This is a genomic window from Arthrobacter sp. 9MFCol3.1, from assembly GCF_000620385.1.
Taxonomy (GTDB): domain Bacteria; phylum Actinomycetota; class Actinomycetes; order Actinomycetales; family Micrococcaceae; genus Arthrobacter.
In genome coordinates this window covers 58,491-72,364 of the sequence record NZ_JIBJ01000011.1, presented here as the reverse complement: position 1 = coordinate 72,364, position 13,874 = coordinate 58,491, and the positions used below count along the sequence as shown (strand labels likewise).

General features: G+C 63.0%; 15 protein-coding genes. 7 read left to right on the top strand and 8 right to left on the bottom strand.

Annotated elements, in window-relative coordinates:
* The first annotated feature begins 16 nt into the window (after nucleotides 1-16).
* Nucleotides 17-553, top strand: a complete 537-nt coding sequence (locus C560_RS22665; protein WP_051533149.1) for an NINE protein — start codon at nucleotides 17-19, stop codon at nucleotides 551-553.
* Between the two features lie 197 nt (nucleotides 554-750).
* Here the strand turns inward: C560_RS22665 and C560_RS21780 are convergent, their stop codons facing one another.
* On the bottom strand, nucleotides 751-1,833 hold the full coding sequence (locus tag C560_RS21780; RefSeq protein WP_051533148.1) for a sigma-70 family RNA polymerase sigma factor: 1,083 nt from the start codon (nucleotides 1,831-1,833) through the stop codon (nucleotides 751-753).
* A gap of 263 nt (nucleotides 1,834-2,096) precedes the next feature.
* Between C560_RS21780 and C560_RS0112825 the strand changes: the two genes are divergently transcribed.
* Nucleotides 2,097-2,507 carry an ester cyclase gene (locus tag C560_RS0112825; protein WP_026538515.1) on the top strand — a complete coding sequence of 137 codons (411 nt, stop codon included), beginning with the start codon at nucleotides 2,097-2,099 and terminating at the stop codon, nucleotides 2,505-2,507.
* Nucleotides 2,508-2,544: 37 nt separating this feature from the next.
* On the opposite strand, the gene C560_RS0112820 is transcribed toward C560_RS0112825, so the two are convergent.
* On the bottom strand, nucleotides 2,545-3,273 hold the full coding sequence (locus tag C560_RS0112820) for a YoaK family protein (RefSeq protein WP_026538514.1): 729 nt from the start codon (nucleotides 3,271-3,273) through the stop codon (nucleotides 2,545-2,547).
* Between the two features lie 535 nt (nucleotides 3,274-3,808).
* On the opposite strand from C560_RS0112820, the gene C560_RS0112815 reads away from it, so the two are divergent.
* Complete coding sequence (locus C560_RS0112815; protein ID WP_026538513.1) at nucleotides 3,809-4,228, top strand: ester cyclase; 420 nt, start codon at nucleotides 3,809-3,811, stop codon at nucleotides 4,226-4,228.
* Between the two features lie 143 nt (nucleotides 4,229-4,371).
* On the opposite strand, the gene C560_RS0112810 is transcribed toward C560_RS0112815, so the two are convergent.
* The 3 genes from C560_RS0112810 to C560_RS0112800 form a co-directional block, all read right to left on the bottom strand.
* Nucleotides 4,372-5,616, bottom strand: a complete 1,245-nt coding sequence (locus C560_RS0112810; RefSeq protein WP_026538512.1) for a flavin-containing monooxygenase — start codon at nucleotides 5,614-5,616, stop codon at nucleotides 4,372-4,374.
* 314 nt (nucleotides 5,617-5,930) lie between these two features.
* Nucleotides 5,931-7,004, bottom strand: a complete 1,074-nt coding sequence (locus C560_RS0112805) for a glycerophosphodiester phosphodiesterase family protein (RefSeq protein WP_051533147.1) — start codon at nucleotides 7,002-7,004, stop codon at nucleotides 5,931-5,933.
* A 210-nt stretch (nucleotides 7,005-7,214) separates the two neighbouring features.
* Complete coding sequence (locus C560_RS0112800; RefSeq protein ID WP_051533146.1) at nucleotides 7,215-7,700, bottom strand: SRPBCC family protein; 486 nt, start codon at nucleotides 7,698-7,700, stop codon at nucleotides 7,215-7,217.
* A gap of 275 nt (nucleotides 7,701-7,975) precedes the next feature.
* Between C560_RS0112800 and C560_RS0112795 the strand changes: the two genes are divergently transcribed.
* Nucleotides 7,976-8,356: a VOC family protein gene (locus C560_RS0112795; RefSeq protein WP_026538509.1), complete on the top strand. Its 381-nt coding sequence runs from the start codon at nucleotides 7,976-7,978 to the stop codon at nucleotides 8,354-8,356.
* A gap of 174 nt (nucleotides 8,357-8,530) precedes the next feature.
* Here the strand turns inward: C560_RS0112795 and C560_RS0112790 are convergent, their stop codons facing one another.
* The 3 genes from C560_RS0112790 to C560_RS23835 all read right to left on the bottom strand — a co-directional run bounded on the left by C560_RS0112790 (nucleotide 8,531) and on the right by C560_RS23835 (nucleotide 9,910).
* Entirely contained in the window at nucleotides 8,531-9,424 is an 894-nt protein-coding gene (locus C560_RS0112790) for a potassium channel family protein (protein ID WP_026538508.1), read from the bottom strand.
* A gap of 130 nt (nucleotides 9,425-9,554) precedes the next feature.
* The gene (locus C560_RS23840; RefSeq protein WP_026538507.1) at nucleotides 9,555-9,740 is read right to left on the bottom strand and encodes a glycerophosphodiester phosphodiesterase; all 186 of its coding nucleotides are present in this window, start codon (nucleotides 9,738-9,740) and stop codon (nucleotides 9,555-9,557) included.
* The gene (locus tag C560_RS23835; protein WP_231494338.1) at nucleotides 9,737-9,910 is read right to left on the bottom strand and encodes a hypothetical protein; all 174 of its coding nucleotides are present in this window, start codon (nucleotides 9,908-9,910) and stop codon (nucleotides 9,737-9,739) included. Before C560_RS23835 ends, C560_RS23840 begins: the two co-directional genes overlap by 4 nt.
* Before the next feature lie 182 nt (nucleotides 9,911-10,092).
* On the opposite strand from C560_RS23835, the gene C560_RS23830 reads away from it, so the two are divergent.
* The 3 genes from C560_RS23830 to C560_RS0112765 all read left to right on the top strand — a co-directional run bounded on the left by C560_RS23830 (nucleotide 10,093) and on the right by C560_RS0112765 (nucleotide 13,849).
* The gene (locus C560_RS23830) at nucleotides 10,093-10,680 is read left to right on the top strand and encodes a TM2 domain-containing protein (RefSeq protein ID WP_051533145.1); all 588 of its coding nucleotides are present in this window, start codon (nucleotides 10,093-10,095) and stop codon (nucleotides 10,678-10,680) included.
* Between the two features lie 176 nt (nucleotides 10,681-10,856).
* Nucleotides 10,857-12,560 (top strand): DUF4041 domain-containing protein, encoded by a 1,704-nt coding sequence (locus tag C560_RS21765; protein WP_081801707.1) that lies wholly within the window; start codon nucleotides 10,857-10,859, stop codon nucleotides 12,558-12,560.
* Between the two features lie 179 nt (nucleotides 12,561-12,739).
* A complete protein-coding gene (locus C560_RS0112765) occupies nucleotides 12,740-13,849 on the top strand; it encodes a DUF2510 domain-containing protein (RefSeq protein ID WP_026538506.1) in 1,110 nt (369 codons plus the stop codon).
* Nucleotides 13,850-13,874 lie beyond the last annotated feature (25 nt).

The window sequence follows — 13,874 nt, the reverse complement described above, 5'->3', positions numbered from 1 at the left end:
ATCGAAAGGCACCAGCATGACCCAGCAGCACTCCGAGCCGAACAGCGGCGAAGCCAAAGCGGCGTATCCCGCCGATAGTGCCGTCCAGGCGACGCAGCCGTATGCGCCGGCTACTCCGGTTCAATACCCGCCGGCTGCCCCTCCGCAGTACCAGGGGCAGTATCCCGCGCAGTATCAGAATCCCCAGCCGCAGCAGCAGCCGTACCCGGGCCAGCAGAATCAGGGGTACCCGCCCGCTGCCCAGCAGCAGTATCAGATGCAGTACCCCCAGACGTCCCAGCAGCCTCCGATGCCGAACCAGGCTTACGGCTACCCGCAGCCAAAGTCCAGGCTTGTCGCCGGGCTCTTGGGCATCTTCCTGGGCGGACTGGGCATCCACCGCTTCTATCTGGGCTACACCACGATCGCTATTGTTCAAATCCTCCTGACCATCTTCGTCGGCATCTTCACGTTTGGCCTCGTTGCGCTGTGGGGCTTTGTTGAGGGCATCATGATCTTCGCCGGCGCGTCCTATTTCCGGAACGACGCCAGGGGAATCCCGCTGCGCGACTGACCGCGCCTGCGTCATCCACCAATTCTTCGAATACTAGGGGGCAGTACTTTGACTCAGATCATCCACGACAGGGCCCTGATCCTCTGGAACGTGCTCCAGACCAGATAATGCTCACAAGAAGGGCGGCCGGATTATCCGGCCGCCCTTCTTCGTCCGCCTAAGTTGCAACATTCCCGGAACCCATCGAGTCCAGGCGTTCAGAACGAGGAGCGTTTCGGGGAAACTCGAGCCTGGCTCTCACAGTCCAACTGATACTGCCGCAGGTTGTCAGACCGGGACGGGTGTTTGAGCTTCTCCATCGCGACGACCTCGATCTGGCGGACGCGTTCGCGGGTCATGCCGTAGGTTTCCGCTACCGCGTCCAGGGTTTTCCCCGCGCCGCCCGTGATACCGAAGCGCATCGCGATGATCTGGGCGTCCCGGACCTCTAGCATGCCGAGTACGGCATGTACCTGCGCCTTCATCTGTTGATGGAAGAGCGCATCGGTTGCGTCGAGGTCGGAGGAATCCAACAGCTGTTCGGCGAGGGCTTCGGTCCCGCCCTTGCCGTCGGGCACCCACGAGTCCAAGGAACAGACCGGCTGGTCCACGGAAAGCAGACACTCAACCTTCCCGATCGGAATTCCGGTCAGTTGGCTGAGATATTCTTTGCTGCAGGCGGTCCCTGTCATGGCGGCCGTCCGTTGCGCTGACCGCATCTGCTGCAGCTGGTTAACGACGTTTCCCGGCAGCCGGATGAGGCGTGCCTGTTCAGCCAGCGCCTTGAGGATGCCGCCGCGGATGAACAAGGTGGCGTGAGTGGAGAATCTGAAACCCTTGGTGAAGTCGAACCTGCTGACTGCTTTGAGGAGTCCCAGGTTTCCTTCCTGGATGAGGTCCTCAAAGTCGAGGCCCCGGTGGGTGTAGTGCTTGGCGATCGACACTACGAGCCGGAGGTTGGCGTGGAGCAGCGCGTCGGCGGCACGCTTGCCCAACGCGACGATGGTCCGAAGGTCAGCTTTGTCCTGGCCGGGCCGCGATGTGCCATCCGCCAAGAGCCGTTCGGCGAAAAGGCCCGCCTCGATTTCTTGCGCCAGTTCCACTTCATGCTCGGCGGTGAGCAAATCGTATTGGCCCAGCCGGAGCAGGTAGTCCGCGACGGCGTCGTCGGTGACACTGCCGCCGGCTGCCAGTCGTTCCGGCGCGCCAGGGTCAATTGGATCGGGCGCTTCGGGGACCCAAGCACCTGCCGCTGGCAGGGAAGGTGCCCTGCCGATTGCCTTGTAGATTGGGTCAGCCATGTCATCCCCTGCCGGACGGTTCATGCTCGTGAAGGCAGACTACGTGGCCGGTGTGACAATATTCGGGGCCGGGGCGGGCGCCGCAAACGGGGGTAATCAGCGCATCTTGACACCCTCGAAGTGCCGGAATATCTTCTGCCTTAACGAGGCGTTTCGCTCCGTTTCCCATCAATTTCAGCGCTCAGCCCGGGCGCATCTGCCGGGGCCCATGGACAGTGCCGGCGGACAGCCACAACGGTCTCTTGCACCTGAAGGAGCCCACCATGTCCAGCACGTTGATCAATCGCTTTTACTCGGAAGTTCTCGCCGGCGGGAACCTCGCCCTCGTCGATGAAATGGTCACGGACGACTTCATCGACCATGAATTGGCGCTTCCCGGACAGCCGCCCGGCAAAGAGGGCGCACGGTTCTTCGCGAGCACCATCCGAACCGCATTCCCCGACATCGCGGTCAAGGAAGCCGAACCGACTCTTTCCGATGGAAACCTCGAGGCTGCCCATGTTGTGATGACCGGTACCCACACGGGCGACCTGCTGGGTTTTGCGGCGACCGGCAAAACGGTCGAATTCGGCGGGACCGACATCGTCCGTGTCCAGGACGGTAAGATCGCCGAGCATTGGGGTAGCACGGACACCATGAGCCTCATGCAGCAGATCGGAGCCCTTCCGGAATAACAGTTGGCGCCATGTTATTGCGACCGGCGCTAGGCGGTCAGTGGTTTGAAACAGCTGGTTCGGTTGCGGCCGGATCCCCAACCTGGGGCCGGGCCGGGGCGAACCCGCCCGCTGCTGCTACCAACAGGGTGAGCGCGGATGTCAGCAGGACACCAAGACCGGCATGCACGTGGAGCAGCGTGGCGCCGGCCGTGGCACCGGCCAAGATGAGGACGACGGCCCCCAGCCTCCTGCCCCACTGGGCCCCCGTGCCTCCGCCCAGGCGTGAATCCGCGGCCAGGCCCGTGAGCGTGGACGTGACCACCACGGTGGTCACGTCCTTGACGCTGAGGTGACGTGCCGTGGCCGCCTGCAAGCCCATCGCGATGGCCAGGGCCCCGGTAATGATCAAGGTGACTGGGTCGCCGGCGTGCGGGGCATGGGCAAACAGTACGACGGCGACAGCCGCCATCGTGACGCCGACGGCGGTGAGCAGGGCCGTGGTCCGCCTGCTCCAGCCCGCGGCCTCGGGCTTGAGGACCCGCCCTGCGATGATGGCGCCGAGCACGAACCCGGCCAGGGCTATGGACGGGCCGATGACGGGCAGATTGTCCGCGCCGATTAGCGCCATGCCAAGAATCACGACGTTGCCGGTCATGTTGCCGGTGAAGACCCGGTCGAGGCCCAGGTAGCCGACGGCGTCGATGACTCCGGTGGAGAACGTCAGCACCAGCATGAGGGTCAGATGCAGCCGGGCGCGCTCGGCGGACTTGAGGCGGTTAAGCATGGGATGTCTTTCGTTGAGTGAGGAGCGACTCGCTGAGGCGGATCGCCACGGTGATGAGCTCGGCGTCGCGGTGGGCAGGACCAACGATACTCACGCCGCAAGGAAGGCCGGCGTCCGTGGACAGCGGCACGTTTCCGGGGGTTAGGAGCATTTTACGGGTGCGAAACGGGGTTTAACATGGCGGTTACACGGACGATTTTTGGCCGACTCACTGGACCATTTATGAGTCGGTTCCGTTGCGTCCGGGAGGGATGTGACGCCCGACGGCGGCGGAAGGGCCCTCTGCGTTCGTTGTGTTTGTCGTGTCGCCGCCTGGCCGGGAACGGCGGTAATCGGCGCATCTTGACACCCTCGAGACCCCGGAATATCTTCTGCCTTAACGAGGCGTTTCGCCCGATCCCCACTGGCATCTCCACAGTAATTTTGGCGCTCCGCGCGGGCTTTCTGCCTGTCGGGGCTGCCCGAAGAGGTGGACTTCCTGGGGAATGGTCTGGGGGGATCTAAATTCCGGTCTCTCGCCTACAAGGAGTCGGAAATGTCTGAAGGTGTTGGATTGATTGAGCGGTTTTACAAGGAAGTCATTGAGAGCGGAAACCTCGCCCTCGTTGATGAGCTGGCCGCGGACAGCTATGTGGATCACGAAGAGGCCCTGCCTGGGCAGCCGCCGGGCAAGGATGGCGTCAAGTTCTTCGTGAACACGATGCGGACGGCGTTCCCGGACATCAAGGTCAAAGAGATCGAACCCAAGGTGGTCGCCGGAAACCTGGAGGCGTGCCATGTGATTCTCACGGGTACGCATCGCGGGGACCTGGCCGGCATCCCGGCAACGGGTAAGAGCGTCGAGTTCGATTGCACTGACATCATCCGTGTCGAGGACGGAAAAGTGGCCGAGCACTGGGGCACCACGGACAACCTGAGCCTCATGCAGCAGATCGGCGCCGTGGCCGTTGCCTGAACCAGGCGACAAACAACGGGGCCGGCGCGCTCGCGGCCGGACCGCGCAACAAAAACTGCGCAGCAAAAAATGGCTGTCCACGTTCCCCACAGGGAAACGCGGACAGCCGTTCGACGTCGACGCCGGTTCGATGCGAGGGGCTGTCAGCGCCCGGCGATGTGCTCCGCAATGTACTCGGCATCGCGCCCCACACCGGCCACGATCGCCGAGCTGTGCCCGGTGAGCCACGGCAGGCCCACGGCGTAGAGGCCCGGGTATTCGGTGACGCCGCGACTGTGGCGGGGGTAGTTCCATTCGTCCAATACGGGGATGTCGAGGATGCCGAAGTCGAGCCGGTATCCGGTGGCCCACAGAACGGACGTAACGCCCTCCGCTGCCAGGTTCAGCCGCGCCGGCTCTGACGGAAGCCAGTCGTCGGCCGGCCGGAGTTCAGCCTCCGGCGCTTCGATCCCGGCAGCGGCAATGTACGCATCGAGCATCGGTTGGAGGCGCTGGCTGAAGCCGGCCTCAATGGTGGCGAGGCGTTCGGCGAGGTCATCGCTGAAGACAAGGTCGCCGTCATCGGCTCCTTCCAGGTGGCCGTGCAGCCGGATTCCGCGGCGGCCCAAATCCCGGAGGTGGATGTCATGGCCGCCGTCGGCGCCGGACAACAGTGGGTTGCAGGCAAACCGAGCCGCGGGTGAGGGCAGCCGCTCCACGGTGAGTCCGTTCAGCCCGTGCTCGGGGCCGTGCAGTCCGAGCTGCATGATCCAGAAGAAGGTGTCCTTGCCGCGGTACCGGCGCGGCGCCTCCGGGCAGGTGGACACCGCCAGATGGACGTCGCGGCCGGCCGCCAGCAGTTCCTCGGCGATCTGGCCGCCCGACTGGCCGGTGCCCACAATCAGCACAGCGCCGTCTGGCAGTTGGCCCGGGTTGCGGTACTCATCGGTGTGGAGTTGCACGATGTGCCCCGGCAGCCGTGCGGACAACGCGGGGATTTTCGCTCTCTGGAACCCACCGGTGGCCAGCACCACGTTGCGCGCTCGCCAGCTGCCCCGGGTTGTTTCCACGTCGAAGGCACCGCCGTCCGCGGCGGCGATGCGCGTGACGTCCGTGCCGGTGCGGACCGGAGCGCCGATGGCCTTCGCGTAGTGCCGGAAATAGTCCACTACGGCATCGCGGGGCATAAAGGCGTCCGGGTCCGGACCGGAATAGGGCATGCCCGGCAGCGACAGCGAAAAATTCGGGGTGTTCAAGTAGAACCCATCCCACCGGTCCTGCCAGGCACCGCCCAGGGCGGCACGCCGTTCCAGTACCTGATGTGCGACGCCGGCCCGGTCGAGGCAGTAGCTCATGGCCAGACCCGCTTGGCCCCCGCCCACAACGAGCGTGTCGACTTCAGCGTCCATCTCCGCCCACCACCTTGATCAGTGCACCATGCGTGAGGAACGCGATCCCGGGAGAATGCTGGCCCGCGGAGGGCTCCATGCGAGGAGCTTACGCCGGGTCCGGGTCTAATTACATGGGATCTAGGAGGCGCAGAAGTGGCTGACCTCCGCGTGACTGCACGGTTGGTCTCCGCCACCCGTGGAAGCAGCGTTGCGGCCGCGGGGCGGAATGGTGCCCCCGCACTCCGGGGGCTCCTGTAACCGGTCCCACCCATGGCAAAGGTTAAAGGCAAACGGGGCGGCCACAAAGAGTGGCCGCCCCGTTTGTCGAGGTGCTAGCTCGCAGCCGAGTACGCCTTGGGGAGCTTCAGGCCGCGCTCGTCCATGACGGTGCGCAGGCGGGTGGGGTAGTCGGTGATGATGCCGTCCACGCCGAGGTCCATCAGCCGTGTCATGTCCGCCGTGGTGTTGACGGTCCAGGGGATGACGGGCAGGCCGAGCTCGTGGGCTTCCTTGATCATGCTCGGGGTCACGGAACTAAAGGCGGGGGAGATGACGTCGTAGCCCTGGGCTGCCGCGGCTTTGGCGAGCGAGCCGCCGTAGGTGTCGATGTCGATGCCGCCGAGGTTGGGGCTGGCGCCGGGCTTGCCGACCTCGAGCCAGGCGTCGCCGCTGGACAAGGCGACGAGCGGCAGCTGCGGGGCGATTTTCTTGGTCAGGTTCAGCGAGGACCAGTCGAACGACTGCACGGTGCTGCGCTCGGCCATGCCAGCGGTGTAGATCTCGGTGACCACGGCCTTGGTCAGGGCCACCATGCCCTCGCCGCCGGACTTCCCGTCCTCCACCTTGGTTTCGATGTTGAAGCGGACCTTCTTGGCGTCGGCGTCGCGGACCAGCCCGAAGACGTCCTTGAGCTCGGCGATCCGGTTGCCCTCGATGACGTCCTGCTCCGGGTATCCCTTGAGCTGGGTGAACCCGCAGTCCAGGGTCTTGATCTGCGCGAGTGACAGGTCGGCCACCCGGTCACCGACATAAGGGAAAGCGGCGTCGCCGGGAGTCACCGGCGCGGTGTCGCGGCATTTGTCCGCCTGGATGGTGTCGTCATGCCAGACGATGACCTTGCCGTCGGAGGTCAGGTGGGTGTCCAGTTCCAGCGTGGTCACGCCGAGCTTCAGCGAGTTGGCGAACGCGGCGAGGGATTCCTCGGTCCACTCGCCGCGGCCTCCGCGGTGCGCCTGCAGGTCAAAGGAGCCGTTGCTCTCGTTGGTCTTGATTGCCGTTGTTGCGGCAGCCGTTCCGGCAGCGTTCGACGACGGAGTGCCGGCTTCGGGGTTTGAAGCGGCGACGGCGGGGCTCGCCAGCGAGGCGATGAGCGCGGCAGCGGCCACGGCAGTCAGGGGTGTGCGCATGGTGATGGTTCCTCCCGGGTGACGTTACCGGCGTCGTGCCGGCGACCCGACCACCGTAGGGAGGTGAGGTGGACTGTTGTGTGCGGGGAGCTGGACTGGGGGTGAACACGAGGAAACCGGGACTTGGTGACGGGCCTGGAGCCGCGAAATGCCGTTCGTGTTTCGGACGGATCATGACCCTGCAGGAACCCGGCAGCGGGTCAGGCTTCCTTAGGTGCCGCCACCCAAGACCGCCTGCAATTTCTCGAACGACTCCGTCCAGCCGTTGCGGTGCAGGGCCAGCCGCTCCTCCGTCAGGAACGGTCCCTGCGCGAGCATCAGGCGCGTGCCTTCCTCCGTACCCCCGAGTGAAAGGTCGACGACGGTCTCCCGGTCGTCCGGCGCCGGTTCCTCCCAGCGGAAGGTGTAGACCAGACGCCACGGAGGATCGATCTCCAGGAACTCGCCTGAGAGGTGGAACTGTTCCCCGTCCGGTGGGGCCATGCTGAACCGGTAGCGGCCGCCTTCGGTGAGGTTGAGTTCGGCTGACGGGATGATGAAACCGTGCGGACCCCACCACTTCACCAGTTCGGCCGATTCCGTCAGCATCCTGAAGACTTCTGCCGGGGGAGCGGCGAGCGTGCACTCCAGGTTCAGGACCAGCCCGCCAGTGTCTTCATTGCTGGTTGGCTCATTCCCCGTTGCTTCGTTCCCCATTGCCTCATTCACAGTTCAACTCTGGCATCGTGCGGACGCCCACGGAAGCGATGCCACGACCCCTATTTCCGCAGGACCAAATCGGTCCATAATGACCACATAAACTTCGGGGGCCCTTCGGGCTGGTGATGGGTGGCGCGGCGTTGAAGAGCCCCAGGTGGCTGCCCCGGCTCGGCGCAAGGGGCGGTCACGGGCTCTGGACAAGGATTCCGGGGACCGAAACCGGGGGGAGCCACGCCATCGTTGCGGTCATCTACGCGCTGAAGGGAATCATCATGCTCACGGATTCAAACATCATCGCTGTCCTCCCCGCGAAGGACATCAACAGGGCGAAGGAGTTCTACCGGGACAAGCTGGGAATCGAACCCTCCGAGTCCATGGAGGAAGGCAGCGTCATGTATAGCTGCGGCCAAGGAACCCGCTTCCTCGTTTATCAGACAGACAATGCCGGGACCGCCAAGAACACCCAGATGGGCTGGGAAACGGACAATCTCGAACGCGAGATGGAGGAACTGCGAAGCCGCGGCGTCGTCTTTGAAGATTACGATTTTCCCGGCCTGAAGACGGAGAACGGCGTTGCCACCGCTGACTGGGGGAAGGCGGCCTGGTTCCTGGACAGCGAGGACAACATCATCAACATCTCCCAGCGCACATAGGCCGGATTCTGGCACCGATCAACGACGCACAGCATCACTGCCGCCGGCTACGACGCCGGGGGGAACCGGCTCCCGCCACCAAGGCGGGAGCCGGTTTCAGGGTGGTCACCAGCGCTGGACAGGGCAACGAGCGTGGGCAGAACGGCAGGGTAAGCAGTATCGACTGCCCGCAGGCTAGTTCATGTTCCGTTCTCCCGGACGCCGGTGCCGGTGGTGCAGCTCGTAGCTGTCGAACACATCGGAAGAAGTGGCTCCGGAATGACCGAATTTGCCTCGGAGGACCTCCGCAAGTCCGTCCAGCGCCGCGTGGAGCATCCGTCCGGCGAACTGCAGTTCAGTGCTCTCGCTGCGCTGGGCCTGTGTTGCCAGCTCCTGGGCGTAGGCCACCGTGGCGGGTAAGGAGCCGCGCTGCTCAATTTCACGGAAGTAGTAGGTTTCGTGGAACGCCAGCAGGTCTATGCTCACCGTAGCCACGTTGCCGGCAATGGCCTCCAACAGCCCGGCAGCGTGACTGGGATCCATGGCCGATACACCTGCCGGACCTGCAGCCTCCCTGAACAGGGTCAGCTGGTGGGCAAGGGCCCGGCGGCGGTTCAGGGCCGGGAAAGTCTGCAGGATCCAGGTGACCGTTGCTGTCAGCAAGCCGAAACCGGTGACGGCCTCGAGGGCCACAACAAGCCGGAGCAGTGATTGCGTTGCCACGATGTCGCCAAACCCCACGGTGGAAAGAGTGACCAGGGAGATGTAGAGAGCTTCGGCAAAGTCGGCCCGCAGCGGAACCCCGGCTCCGTAAACAAAACCGTCCGTCAGATGCGGCAGGTATAGGAGAGCCCAGCCGATGGCCGCCAAGCTTGCCCAGGCGCCAATGACAGCGGCCATCGCCAAGGGTGCCGCGATGAAGGAGCCCCGGCCCCGGAGCTTTCTCGATACAAGCCAGAATCCGTGCATGATCGCCCGGCCCAGCGGACCGGAACCGTGCGGATAAAGGAGTGTACGAAAGACGTCGACGAGCATCAGCAGAACCAGCCCGGCCCCTAGAACCGTCCAGAGCGTGTCCTCGAAGTCCATGCCTCATCTTAGAGGGGGCACTATTTGAGGAGCAGGCACACGGTCCGGGCAACGGGGCCCGCGGGATAGTCAGGATCCGGTTCTAGGGTGGCTACGAGAGTCTAGAACGCGGCTCCTGGAAATCGGTGCATCAGCCCTTGGCCGAGTCGGCCTTGGGGAGTTTCATCCCCCACTCGTCCACGACATTGCGCAGCCGGGTGGGGTAGTCGGTAATAATGCCGTCCACGCTGAGGCCCATCAGCCGTTCCATGTCCGCCGTGGTGTTGACGGTCCAGGGGATGACCGGCAGGCCGATGGCGTGCGCTTCCGTGATCATGCCCGGGGCGGGGAGGGGACGTCGTAGCCCTTCGCGGCCGCGGCCTTGGCGAGCGAGCCGCCATAGGTGTCGATGTCGATGCCGCCGAGGTTGAGGCTGGCGCCGGGCTTTCCGACCGCGAGCCAGGCATCGCCGCTGGACAGCGTGGAGCGGCAACTGCGGGGCGGCATCTCTTCGACAACCAATTGAATGCCGGGGCGATTCGGTTAGGACATACTGCGCCGAACAGCGCATTTGATGAATTGTTCCGTCAAACTGATGATGGCACATGGATTCTTGGGGGATGCCGTCGTTGACGGTGCTGCCGCCCGATCGCCGTGGGCTGCATCATCACCCTTCGAAAGGCGCCACAATGACACAGCCTCACCCCGACCCGAACGCGGCCATTCCGGAAGGCTACGATCAGCCTGCAGCCGCACCGCACAAGAGCGAACATTACCCGACCGGGTCTCAGCCGGAGCAGTCTTATGCCAGCCCGCAGCAGGGCTACTCGGCCGGACCGCAGCAACCGTACCAGCAGCCGCAGTACCAGGATCATCCGCCGGTGCCGCAGCAGCCGCAATACCAGGGTTACCCGCCGGCGCCGGCGCCGCCGCAGCCGCAGAACCAGGGCTACCCGTCGGCGCAATTGCAGCCGCAGCCGCAGTACCAGCACCAGCCCCCAATGCCAAACCCCGCCTACGGCTACCCGCAGCCGAAATCAAAGCTCGTCGCCGGGCTCCTAGGCCTCTTCCTAGGCGGATTGGGTATCCATCGCTTCTACCTCGGCTTCACCAAGGTCGCGGTCATCCAGCTCGTCCTGACGCTCGTCGTGTCCATCTTTACGGTCGGCTTCGGACTCTTTTTTGTCGGGCTTTGGGGCTTCATCGAGGGCATTATGATTCTCGCCGGATCTGCACACTTCCAGCGGGACGCCCATGGCATCCCGCTCCGAGACTGACTCGAACGAGGCAATACAGGACGGAAAGGCGGCCGGACTATCCGGCCGCCTTTACTGTTCCCGAATCGCGGCTGTTCTGCACAAATCACCGGTGTGAGCAGTCCAATGCGCCGGCCCACCAATGCGGCACGGCACATCCGCGCGAAGTTGTCCTTCCGTTGTTATATGGTCAACAAATGCCGCACTCAATCCTGCCCAAGGGTGGAAACTCGACTCTGCCGACACCTCACGGCGAAAGACTGTCTGTTGATCTAAAGTGGCAGTCTTCGAGCTCGAATTCTGATGTGGACCTCTTCCTGATCATGGTCAACTCCAATGGACGAGTTATTTCCAATGAAGCAGTCGTTTTCTACAATCAGCCGCGATATCACAACGGCGCAGTTGAGTACGTCGGCAGGAAATCTGCGCGGGCTGGTGTCCAGGAACACGCAGCAACGATTTCGCTCTCCCAGATCCCTGAGATTGTCCAGCGAATCGCAATAGCAGCCAGCCTAGATTCTTCGGATCAGGTCCTGGGCCAGCTCGTAGATCTGCGCCTGATTATCAAATCACCCTCTGGCGTGTCTTTCGAAGTCCCTGCCTCGGACCTGTCCAACGAAAATGTGGCTGTGATGGGCGAGATCTACCGCAGAAACGGTGATTGGAAGGTCCGCAGCGTATCGCAGGGATGGACGGGCGGTCTCGAATCCTTCCTCGATGAGCATGGGGTGACGCTGGGCGGGGAAGTTCCGCCTGCTGTCACGCCAGATCACTTGCCCCAAGAACCTGCCCAGCACCGCATCAATGATCTCCATGACCTGGAATACCGGATACGTGAAAAGGAGGCAGTGCTAAGGGAACTCCAATCCATGATTGTCGAGACCCGGGAGATCAAGCTCCTCCAGGAACTTGGCATCTACGAGTTTGCGCACCCATTGGACGATGCAATCGAATATAAGGACCGCCTGGACGTATTGCGCGCCAAAGTGAAAGAAACCGCGAAGGAGCGTGGCGTGACGGGAGCTGCGAACTGGGCGGTTAACGGCAGCCTGCAGGATGGCGCCCGGATGGTCCGCGAGCAATGCCGGCTAATGCTGCGCGCATACAATGCCGAAGCCGACAATTGCATCCGTACGGTTCGCAGCCACAACCTAGAGCCGACCATATCAAGGCTAACGCGGGCAAAAGACTCCATTCAGAAACTGGGTCGAAGCATGGCCATTCAGATCACGGAGGAGTACCACGAGCTCCGTCTCGGTGAAATCCAGCTCACCGCGGACTACCACCTGAAGGTCGCCGAGGAGCGGGAGACTCAGAGGGCTCTTCGCGAGGAACTCCGTGAACAGGAAAAGGTAGAGCGTGAGCTCCAGAAAGCCAGAGAAAAATTTGAGAAGGAACGCGATCAATACGAAGCGGCTCTGCAGATAGCGATCAACAGTGGGGATGCCTCGGCCGTCGCTACGATGCAGGCGCGGCTCGAACAAGCCGAACTCAACCTTCGCGACATCGAAAACCGGGAAGCCAACGCCAGGGCCGGGTACGTTTATGTCATTTCGAATCTCGGCGCCTTTGGCGACCAGATCGTGAAGATCGGCATGACTCGCCGCCTTGAGCCAACGGAGCGAATCCGTGAACTCAGCGGCGCGGGGGTCCCGTTCCTCTACGACGTTCATGTTCTATTCTTCAGTGACGACGCAGCCGGCCTAGAGGGGCAATTGCACCGGGAATTCGAAGACCGCCGCGTCAATCGGATCAACCTACGCAGGGAGTTCTTCTATGCCACCCCTCACGAGGTCCGTGAAGCGGTGCGAAGAATTGTCGGGGCTACAACACTCGAATTCAGGGAAGAAGCCGAAGCTTCCGAGTTTCGGCGCAGTATGTCGATGTCTAAGGGGGAATAGTGGGATTCAGAAAAAGTACGTCGTTCAAGGTGATGCCGGGAGTGCGCGTCCGGGTCTCCTCGAGCGGGGTAAGCACATATGTGGGCGGCCGCAAGACTACGGCAAGAAGGGCCCCGGCTTCTTCAAGGCCTGCTCCTGTCAGAACGCCGGCCCCGGCAGCGGCGCCGATCCGACCAGGGATGTTCGCGTCGAAGGAGGAAAAAGCCCTTTTCGCCTTTGTCTCCCAGTCGGAGGCGCTGCGTCTCGACGAGGCTGTTTTGGCCCACCCGCAATACGCAAAGCTTGGAAACGTCCTGCTGGGTCTGCGGCACCTCATCCATGGACGGACGGACACGGCCGTGGAGTACCTCCGTGAGGGTCTCTCCGTTGACGGGGGATTGGAATCGCACGCGTTCACTCAGAAGTACCTCTCTGGTTACCGGCTGACGCTTGGCATCGCCGGCGGCGTCTCAGTGGAGTTGCCTCTGTCGCACGATGCGACGACCCTGGCGCTTGCCGAAGGGCTGCAGATCCAGGGCCAGACTCAAGCGGCTGTGTATTACGTCGAGGCCTTGGATCCGAGCTATCCCGCGCTGTTGAGCCTGGCTGACCTGTATATCGATCTGAACGACTGGAACGAAGTTCTTCGACTCACAAACGGCGTCGGCGTTGATTCAGAAATCACTGCCATGCTTGCCATCTTTCGGGCCAAGTCACATCTGGCACTGGGTGAACTCGTCGCCGCCAAGGAATGCATCAAGACGCTGACGGCGAGCAAAAAGTACGGGAGCGGGTTGCGGTTTCAGGCATTGGCTCTCCGTTCCGAGATCAGCCTGGCCGAGGGAGCATTCGCGCGTGCAATGGCGGACCTTGAGAAAATCCTGGCGGAAGACTCTAGGGTCCCGGGTCTCCGGGAGGCAATGACCCGGGTCCAGCTCCGGCAACAAGAAGTTGAAAAAGAAAAATCTGATGCCGCCCGGCAGAAAGAACGCGCTGCGAAAGAGAAACGCGAGCAAGCCGAGCGCGCCAAGGACGACAAGCGCACCGAGGCGGAAAGAGTCCGGGCAGAAAAGGCGGCCGAACGGGAGCGGCTGATGGCCCAACGGGCAGCCCCGAAACCGGCCATGCAGGCGGCCATCATTGACCTTTCCTTCGATGAAGAGGCGCTGCCTGCCCATAGCGAACCGGCATCAGCTCGACCCGAGGCTGGGGGACTCCTGCCCGGTTTTTACCCGGACCCACAGGAAGTCGCCCCCTTTCGGTACTGGGATGGTTCAGCATGGACCTCCAGAATCAGAATGAAGCCGTAAAGATTGCCGTCATCTTGACGCAACC

Excerpts from the sequence above, each read along its gene's own strand:
- C560_RS21780 (WP_051533148.1), bottom strand. The coding sequence starts at position 1,833 with ATGGCTGACCCAATCTACAAGGCAATCGGCAGGGCACCTTCCCTGCCA.
- C560_RS21765 (WP_081801707.1), top strand. The coding sequence starts at position 10,857 with ATGCCGCACTCAATCCTGCCCAAGGGTGGAAACTCGACTCTGCCGACA.
- C560_RS0112765 (WP_026538506.1), top strand. The coding sequence starts at position 12,740 with ATGTTCGCGTCGAAGGAGGAAAAAGCCCTTTTCGCCTTTGTCTCCCAG.
- C560_RS22665 (WP_051533149.1), top strand. The coding sequence starts at position 17 with ATGACCCAGCAGCACTCCGAGCCGAACAGCGGCGAAGCCAAAGCGGCG.
- C560_RS23840 (WP_026538507.1), bottom strand. The coding sequence starts at position 9,740 with ATGATCACGGAAGCGCACGCCATCGGCCTGCCGGTCATCCCCTGGACC.
- C560_RS0112815 (WP_026538513.1), top strand. The coding sequence starts at position 3,809 with ATGTCTGAAGGTGTTGGATTGATTGAGCGGTTTTACAAGGAAGTCATT.
- C560_RS0112810 (WP_026538512.1), bottom strand. The coding sequence starts at position 5,616 with ATGGACGCTGAAGTCGACACGCTCGTTGTGGGCGGGGGCCAAGCGGGT.
- C560_RS0112795 (WP_026538509.1), top strand. The coding sequence starts at position 7,976 with ATGCTCACGGATTCAAACATCATCGCTGTCCTCCCCGCGAAGGACATC.
- C560_RS0112790 (WP_026538508.1), bottom strand. The coding sequence starts at position 9,424 with ATGGACTTCGAGGACACGCTCTGGACGGTTCTAGGGGCCGGGCTGGTT.
- C560_RS23835 (WP_231494338.1), bottom strand. The coding sequence starts at position 9,910 with ATGCCGCCCCGCAGTTGCCGCTCCACGCTGTCCAGCGGCGATGCCTGG.
- C560_RS0112825 (WP_026538515.1), top strand. The coding sequence starts at position 2,097 with ATGTCCAGCACGTTGATCAATCGCTTTTACTCGGAAGTTCTCGCCGGC.
- C560_RS0112820 (WP_026538514.1), bottom strand. The coding sequence starts at position 3,273 with ATGCTTAACCGCCTCAAGTCCGCCGAGCGCGCCCGGCTGCATCTGACC.
- C560_RS0112805 (WP_051533147.1), bottom strand. The coding sequence starts at position 7,004 with ATGCGCACACCCCTGACTGCCGTGGCCGCTGCCGCGCTCATCGCCTCG.
- C560_RS23830 (WP_051533145.1), top strand. The coding sequence starts at position 10,093 with ATGACACAGCCTCACCCCGACCCGAACGCGGCCATTCCGGAAGGCTAC.
- C560_RS0112800 (WP_051533146.1), bottom strand. The coding sequence starts at position 7,700 with ATGGGGAACGAAGCAACGGGGAATGAGCCAACCAGCAATGAAGACACT.